This is a genomic window from uncultured Thomasclavelia sp., from assembly GCF_944324745.1.
Classification (GTDB): Bacteria; Bacillota_I; Bacilli_A; order Erysipelotrichales; family Coprobacillaceae; genus Thomasclavelia.
This window is the reverse complement of record NZ_CALUXO010000079.1, coordinates 19072-27359: the sequence shown is the minus strand read 5'-3', so window position 1 is coordinate 27359 and position 8288 is coordinate 19072. Positions and strand designations below refer to the sequence as shown.

Below are 8288 nucleotides of genomic sequence, written 5' to 3'. Positions count from 1 at the left end.
TCCTGAGCCAGGATCAAACTCTCCATTGTTTATATCCTTTTAGGCTTTTCGCCTTTGCTCTCTCTTTTTTCTTTGACGTGTTTGTAATTTATTCTCGATTCTGTTCAGTTTTCAATGTCCTCTTCCGACTCTTTCGCCGACTCATTTATCCTACACTCTTTCGAGCCTTTTGTCAATCTTTTTTTCGACTTTTTTTTGCTTCGGCTCCTCGCCTCTGCCTCCCTCTCTTGAGTGCCCTATTAATTTACCACATCTCACCCCTCCTTGTAAAGCCTTTTTTTATCTTTTTTAATTTTTTTTAATTTAGATACTATCAGTAACTAATAATATATAAAAAAGAAGATAAGTGATATCTTCTTAAAAAAGTTCTTTACTATCTAAAATAATTGTAACCGGTCCATCATTTATTAACGATACTTCCATCATGGCACCAAAAACCCCTGTTTCTACTGGAATTCCTTTTTCAACTAATTTTTGATTAAAATATTCATATAGTGGTTTAGAAATTTCTGGTTTAGCCGCATCTAAAAAACTAGGTCTTCTTCCTTTACGACAATTGGCATATAGAGTAAATTGAGAAATCGATAAAATACTTCCCTTTACATCTAATAATGATAAATTTAATTTTTCATTCTCATCTTCAAAAATTCTTAGATTAATTAATTTATCAACCATCTTATCAACAATCTTTTCATTATCATCATTAGTTATACCAACTAATACCATAAAACCCTGATCAATTTTTCCTACTACATCTCCATCTATTTTTACATTACTTTGACTTACTTTTTGAACAACTAATCTCATAAACAAACTCCTATCTTTCAAAATTCAAAAATGCTATAATCATTATAAACGAATTTTTAATAGAAAGGAAGATACTATGTCTACTACCCTTGCTAATCAAATGCGACCTACAAAACTTAATGAAATTATTGGTCAAAAGCATTTAGTTGGCCCTAATGCTATTTTGACAAAAATGGTCGAAAAAAAGCATCCATTTTCTATTATTCTATATGGAGAACCAGGATGTGGTAAAACTACAATTGCCATGGCTTTAGCCAATGACTTAAATATACCTTATCGTCTATTTAACGCTTCTACCGGCAACAAAAAAGAAATGGATGCTATTATTACAGAAGCCCAAATGACTAATGGACTTTTTGTTATCATCGATGAAGTCCACCGTCTTAATAAAGCTCGCCAAGATGATCTTTTATCTCATGTTGAAAGTGGACTAATTACTATTGCCGGTTGCACTACCAGCAATCCGTATCATTCAATTAATCCAGCTATTCGTTCTCGCTGTCATATTTTAGAAGTTAAACCACTAACAAGCAATGAGATCATTTCCGGTTTACAACATGCTATCAGTTTTGAAAAAGGACTTAATAATCTATTTCAAATTGAAGATGTTGTTTTAAATAAAATTGCCAAAGCCTGTGGTGGGGATATTCGTTATGCCTATAATTGTTTAGAAATATGCACTATTTTAGCTGATAATAATATCATTACCGAAAAAACTTTTGATCAGGCTTTAATTAAAACCAATGTAATTTATGATCAAGATGAAGATAATTACTATGATACCCTTAGCGGTTTACAAAAATCTATTCGTGGCAGTGATCCAAATGGAGCAATGTTTTATTTAGCTAAATTAATTGAAGCTAATGATTTCGAATCATTACAGCGTCGTTTAATTACAATCGCTTATGAAGATGTTGGCCTGGCTAACCCTAATGCCTGTATGCGTACTGTAGTAGCTTTAGATGCCGCTAAAAAAATTGGTTTTCCTGAAGCAAGGATCCCATTAGCCAGTGTGATTATTGATTTGTGTCTATCACCAAAATCAAAATCAAGTGAAGCCGCTATCGATAATGCTATGGCAGCTAATAATCGTCAGCCATACCGTATTCCTGAATACCTTAAAATGACTCCTGTTGGTCTGCAAGAAGATGAAAAATATGATTATAGCCGTCCTGAGTTATGGGAATATATCCAATATCTACCAAATGAAATTGCTAATGAACAATTTTATATTCCTTGGATGACTAGTAATTATGAAAAAGCTTTAGCTGAGAATTATCGACGAATCTTAAAACACGGTCGCACTAATCAAATAAAAAAATTAAATCATCGTAATAAATAAGGAGATTTCACACTATGAAATCTCCTTTAAATTTTCATCCCACTATATAATTGATGTAATTGATCTTTCATGATTGACTTCATGATATCAAAAGCAAACTGCCCAGTACAATGACCAGTATAAAAAACCGTTGGCAATTTAGCTAACTTATAAGCAATATCTTGAATCATTTGAATATCTTCATCAAGATATCCATCTTTTTTTACCATATGAAAACCACTGATTACAACATCAGGCAACTGATTAAATAAATTTTGATATCTAGTTAATATATTAATAATGCCATTATGACCACAACCAGAAAATAAATAACTCTTATTATTCTCTTTAACAACTAAACATTGTTCATGTTCAAAATTATCTTGAACTAATTGTCCATTCTCTATTTTCTTCAATCTGCGATTAGCATTTGGCCAATACTTTTTATTTGCAATCTTAGAAAATATAACTAGCTCATCATCAATGATCAATAAATCTTTAACTTTGACCAATTGCGGTAATTTTAAAATTCTTTTATCAATTCCAATGTACTTGCTAATACCATTAGTAATACTATAATAATCTTCTCCGGCCTTTTCCTGAAGATAAATCTTAGCTCGATCATTTAATGAAACAAACGGTAAAATACCGCCACTATGATCATAATGGCCATGACTCAATACTACAGTATCTACTCTATTTAACTCTATATTAAGAATTTTTGCATTTGCAATTATCGCATCACTGGCACCTGTATCCATTAAAATTTTATGTTTGTCAGTTTCCAGATAAAACGATAAGCCATGTTCAAATAGACAACCATTATCACCAGAATTATTTTCCACTAAATTAATTATTTTCATAGATATCCTTAACAATAAAATCATTTAAATATGCAATAACCTGATCGACCGTATTGCTAAAATTATCTAAAGATACTTCAAACCAAGTTACTGGCATTTGATTATTAAACCAGGTATATTGTCTTTTGGCATAATTACGTGAATGTTTTTTTATTAGTTCAATTGTCTCTTCCAAACTCTGTTTACCTTGATAATAAGCAAACCATTCTTTATAACCAATTGCTTTCATACTTTGAAGATCAGGCGAATAATTTTTCTTCATCAACCGATCTATTTCATCTAACAACCCTTGTTGCATCATTATATCAACCCGTTGATTAATCCGTTGATATAAAAGTTCTCTTTCAAGAGTTAATCCGATAAATTTAGCATCATAGAGCATTTGATGTTTTTGTTTAGCAATCGTTTCACTTTTACTAACACCGGTACTTTCATAAATAGCAATTGCCCGCAAAACTCTTTGGCGATTATTTGGATGTAACTCACTGGCCGTCTTTTGATCAATTTTCATTAAATAATGATATAACTGCTCATTAGAATAATCTTGATATTTTTCAATATAATATTGATGATCAACCTCACTATTAGAAAATTCATAATCATACAATGCAGCTTTAATATATAATCCAGTGCCCCCTACAATAATAGGCAACTTATGACGTAACATAATTTCTTTAATTTTGGACCGTACTTCATCTTGAAATTCTTTAACACTATAACTATCCTGAGGATCTTTAATATCAATTAGATGATGGACAATTCCTTCCATTTCATCTTTAGTAACTTTAGCGGTGCCAATATCCATAGTTTTATAAATCTGCATCGAATCACCGCTAATAACTTCACCATTAAAACTTTTAGCTAATGCTACCCCCATTTTCGTTTTTCCTACTCCAGTAGGACCAACAACAACAATCACCTTTTCCATTATGTCACCCGCTTAAATAGTTTTTCCAGTTCATAACTAGAATAATAAATCAAAGTTGGTCGTCCATGAGGACAAACATAAGGATTGTCACAGCGCATTAGATTATCAATGATATTTTGCATTCCTAAAGTAGATAAATGAGTGTTTGCTTTCAAAGAAGCTTTACAGCTTAAAGTAGCAATAGCATGATCTTGCAGTTTGACAACATCAATTTTATTATCATGTAGCAACTGATTAACCATATCCTCAATGAAAACCTGTTCATCAATATTTTGCATCCACATCGGTAATTGCTTGATGATATATCCACAATTGCCAAATACCTCTAAATTAATTCCAACTTCCTTTAATAACTCTTTTCTTTCTTCAATAATTAAAAATTCACTCAAAGGATATTCCACTGTTATTGGTATTAATAAATCACGCATCGCCAAGTTTAAATTCTGATATTTTTCTAAAAAGTATTCATAATTGATTCGTTCTTGTGCAGCATGCTGATCAACTAGATACATTCCTGTTTCGTCTTCACAAATTATATATGTTCCATGAATCTGCCCTTTAACTAACAACTTTTTTTTCATGAGTTTTTGTCTTGGTTCGACTTCAGAAACTACCACTTGCTTATCTGGAACTATATACTCTTCCTGATTTTCGGTTACAAAAGCAAAATCGTCTTGCTTGGGCTGTTGTAACACAAGTGGTTCATCATGTTCTGTCACATCAATATTTAATGTCTTTTTCATCGAAGAATTTAATGCTTCAATATTAGTTTCATTTTTAGAATCATAGTTAAATTCCAAACTAGGTTGTTCAACATTGGGTTTTGGCTTTTTGTAATCAGAAACAGCATCATAAGTCAAATTAACCTGACTTAATGCCTCACTGATTCCCTGATAAACCAATTCTTTTAATTTATTTTCTTTAGAAAAACGCACTTCTAATTTGGAAGGATGTACATTAACATCCACTAAATAAGGATCTATTTCAATATTAATAATTGTAATTGGATAACGTTTTTCAGCCAAATAACGAGAATAAGCATTTTTAATACTATCAAGAGTAACTTTATTGCGGACTACTCGCGAATTTACCATTACAACCATATGATTTCTACTGGCACGATTGACATCAATCTTAGAGATAAAACCAGTAATATGAAATTCATCATCACCAAAATCTACTGGTATCATGGCTTTGGCAACATTTAACCCATAAACATTAGAAATCACTTCTAATAAGTTACCATTGCCATTTGTTTTATAAATATTTTTACCATTGTGAACTAATGAAAAAGCAATATCAGGATGTGATAAAGACAATCGTTCTAAATAAGTTTGAATATTAGCAAATTCAGCATTAATAGAGCGAATATATTTTAATCGTGCGGGTACATTTTGAAATAGTTTCTTAACTGTAATATTAGTTCCTTTTTTACTATCACTTTCTTTATAACCTTTATATTTACCATATTCATATAACACCGTTGTTCCTGTTGCCCCAGTACTAGTTTTTAATTCAAATTGACTAATAGAAGCAATCGAAGGGATTGCTTCACCACGAAATCCTAATGTCTGGATACAAAATAAATCCTGGTCATCTTTGATTTTACTAGTAGCATGGCGACTAAAACAAAGCAATGCATCTTCTTTTTCCATTCCATCACCGTTATCAATGACTTGGATCAAGTTTAAACCACCCTCTTCGATCAAAACATCAATTTTAGTACTATTAGCATCAATACTATTTTCAACTAGTTCTTTAACAACGTTGCCAGGTCGTTCAATTACTTCACCAGCAGCTATCTTATTAGCAAGAACATCATCTAATTGTCTTATTTTGGCCATTTAATCACCTGCTTTCATTTAACTTCTTTAATTCAATCAATGTTGATAAAGCTTCTATTGGTGACAACGTCATCGGATCAATTCCTTCTAAATAACGTTCCACAACACTTGGTTTACTAACGACAGTTTCTTTCAATGAATCATCACTTAAATGATTTTCAATATTGTTTTCCTCTAAGGCTTCTAATAATACATTAGCCCGGTCAATCACTTCATCTGGTAATTTAGCCAGTTTTGCAACATTAACACCATACGATTTATTAGATTTCCCAGGTTTGATACGATATAAAAAAACTAAATCATCATTTTCAATAACCGCACTGGCATGAACATTTTTGATTCCTAGATTCTTTTCTTCTAAAAAAGTTAATTCATGGTAGTGAGTAGAAAATAATGTAATGCATTTTATCTTTTGAGCTATATATTCAATCATGGCCTGAGCGATTGCCATTCCATCAAAAGTTGCTGTTCCTCTTCCAATCTCATCAAAAATAATCAATGAATTTTCTGTAGCAAAACGCAATGCATTATTAGCTTCCAGCATTTCTACCATAAAAGTCGATTGACCAGAAACTAAATCGTCACTAGCACCAATTCGTGTAAATATCTGATCAAAAATTGGAATATTAGCTTCCTGACATGGCACAAAGCAACCAATTTGAGCCATCAATGCTATCAAAGCAATAGAACGCATATAAGTTGATTTACCACCCATATTAGGCCCAGTAATCATTAGTACCGGATTATTTTGATCAATATCGACATCATTAGCCACATAGCTACCTTGAGCCATCACTCGTTCAATAACCCCATGACGACCTTCAATGACCTTAAAAACTTTTTGATGGTTAAAAATAGGACGAGCATAGCTATTTTCACTAGAAATTAAGGCCAATGATTGGAAAACATCGATTCGAGCAATTATCTTTGCAACATCCTGGATCAGGTGGACATCTTTTTTGATTTGATTTCTTACTTCTGTAAATAAAGCATATTCTAATTTGACCATCTTATCTTGAGCATTTAATAATTTTGCTTCCATATCTTTTAATTCTGGAGTGACAAAACGCTCAGCATTAGCTAAACTTTGTTTTCGAGTATAATTAAACTCATCTTTAACTAAGGATAAATTACCTTTAGTTACTTCAATATAATAACCAAAAACTCGATTATAACCGACTTTTAAGCCTTTAATACCCGTTTTTTCTTTTTCTCTTTGTTCAAAATCAACCAGCCATTGCTTACCATGATCACGAATATAACGAAGCTCATCTAATTCCTCATTAAATCCATCTTTAATAATATTTCCTTCTTTAACACTAAGTGGTGGATTATCAACAATCGCGCTTTCAATTAAACCAATAATATGATTTAAATCAATCAAATGATCAGCTAAATCATTAGTCAAGGGTTCATCTAACGATAATAATTGATTTTTTAATTCCGGAATTACTTTTAAAGAAGCACTGATCCACTTTAAATCACGAGCATTAATATTACCAAAGGCAATTCGCGATGATAGACGTTCTAGATCATAAACATCTTTTAATATTTCTTTAATGCTTTCACGCTGCATGAAATAGTTAGTAAAAATTTCGACAACATCCAATCGCTGTTCAATTTCACTTTGATTGATCAAAGGACGTTCAATCCACTGTTTTAAAAGTCTTGATCCCATCGCTGTTTTTGTCTGATCAAGCAGCCAGAACAAGCTACCATATTTATCATTACTTTTAGCTCCAGTAGTAAGCTCTAAAGCTTTTTTAGTATATGAATCCATAACCACATAATCTTCATTTTTGATTTCTTCAATTATCTGTAGATGCTCCAATTCTCTTTTTTGCGTATCTAATAAATAATTAAGTAATAAAGATGCGGTTTTTATTTGTTTTAAATCTTTGATTTGTACAAAGATTCGATCATATTTTTCATTATATTTATCATTAGAAAATGGTGATGATAATATGTTATCAAACTCCCGTAGTTGGTCAGGCAGCATCACAATTTCTTTTACTGCCATCGTTTCTAATTGATTTTTTAGTAGTTTTTCTTTTTTATCAATATTAACGACACTAAATTCACCCGTTGTAATATCACAAAAAGCTAAAGTATAATTAAAATCAAATTCTTCCAATGCAGCTATATAGTTATTACGATTATTAGTCAATGACTCATCAAAAATTGTTCCTGGTGTAATTATCTGGACGACACCACGTTCAACTATTTTTCTTTTACCAGGTTCTGTTAGCTGTTCAACTATTGCTACTTTATATCCTTTATCTACTAATTTTTGAATATATCCACTAGCCGAATGATATGGTACCCCACACATAGGTACCCGTTCTTTAACACCAGCATTTTTACCAGTTAAAGCAATTTCCAGTTCTTTAGAAACTAAAATAGCATCATCAAAAAACATTTCATAAAAATCGCCTAAACGAAACATTACGATTGAATCTTGATTTTCTTCTTTAATTGATAAATACTGCATCATCATCGGACTATACTTTTCTTTCATATGTTAA

At 31.5% G+C, this 8288-nt stretch carries 6 protein-coding genes; 1 reads left to right on the top strand and 5 read right to left on the bottom strand.

The features are described from left to right. Positions 1–357: 357 nt before the first annotated feature. Positions 358–807 carry a D-aminoacyl-tRNA deacylase gene (gene dtd / locus Q0K54_RS10820; RefSeq protein WP_294581217.1) on the bottom strand — a complete coding sequence of 150 codons (450 nt, stop codon included), beginning with the start codon at positions 805–807 and terminating at the stop codon, positions 358–360. 76 nt (positions 808–883) lie between these two features. Here dtd and Q0K54_RS10815 point away from each other — a divergent pair, with 76 nt between their 5' ends. Beyond that, positions 884–2149, top strand: a complete 1266-nt coding sequence (locus tag Q0K54_RS10815) for a replication-associated recombination protein A (protein WP_294581215.1) — start codon at positions 884–886, stop codon at positions 2147–2149. 26 nt (positions 2150–2175) lie between these two features. Here Q0K54_RS10815 and Q0K54_RS10810 read toward each other — a convergent pair whose 3' ends face one another. From Q0K54_RS10810 to mutS, 4 genes are read right to left on the bottom strand one after another with little or no spacing between them, the layout of a single operon-like run. Further along, entirely contained in the window at positions 2176–2991 is an 816-nt protein-coding gene (locus tag Q0K54_RS10810; RefSeq protein WP_294581213.1) for an MBL fold metallo-hydrolase, read from the bottom strand. Next, positions 2978–3919, bottom strand: coding sequence for a tRNA (adenosine(37)-N6)-dimethylallyltransferase MiaA (gene miaA, locus Q0K54_RS10805; RefSeq protein WP_294581211.1), 942 nt, complete (start codon positions 3917–3919; stop codon positions 2978–2980). Before miaA ends, Q0K54_RS10810 begins: the two co-directional genes overlap by 14 nt. Beyond that, positions 3919–5763 carry a DNA mismatch repair endonuclease MutL gene (mutL, locus tag Q0K54_RS10800; protein WP_294581209.1) on the bottom strand — a complete coding sequence of 615 codons (1845 nt, stop codon included), beginning with the start codon at positions 5761–5763 and terminating at the stop codon, positions 3919–3921. Before mutL ends, miaA begins: the two co-directional genes overlap by 1 nt. A gap of 4 nt (positions 5764–5767) precedes the next feature. Next, positions 5768–8281, bottom strand: coding sequence for a DNA mismatch repair protein MutS (mutS, locus tag Q0K54_RS10795; RefSeq protein WP_294581207.1), 2514 nt, complete (start codon positions 8279–8281; stop codon positions 5768–5770). Positions 8282–8288 lie beyond the last annotated feature (7 nt).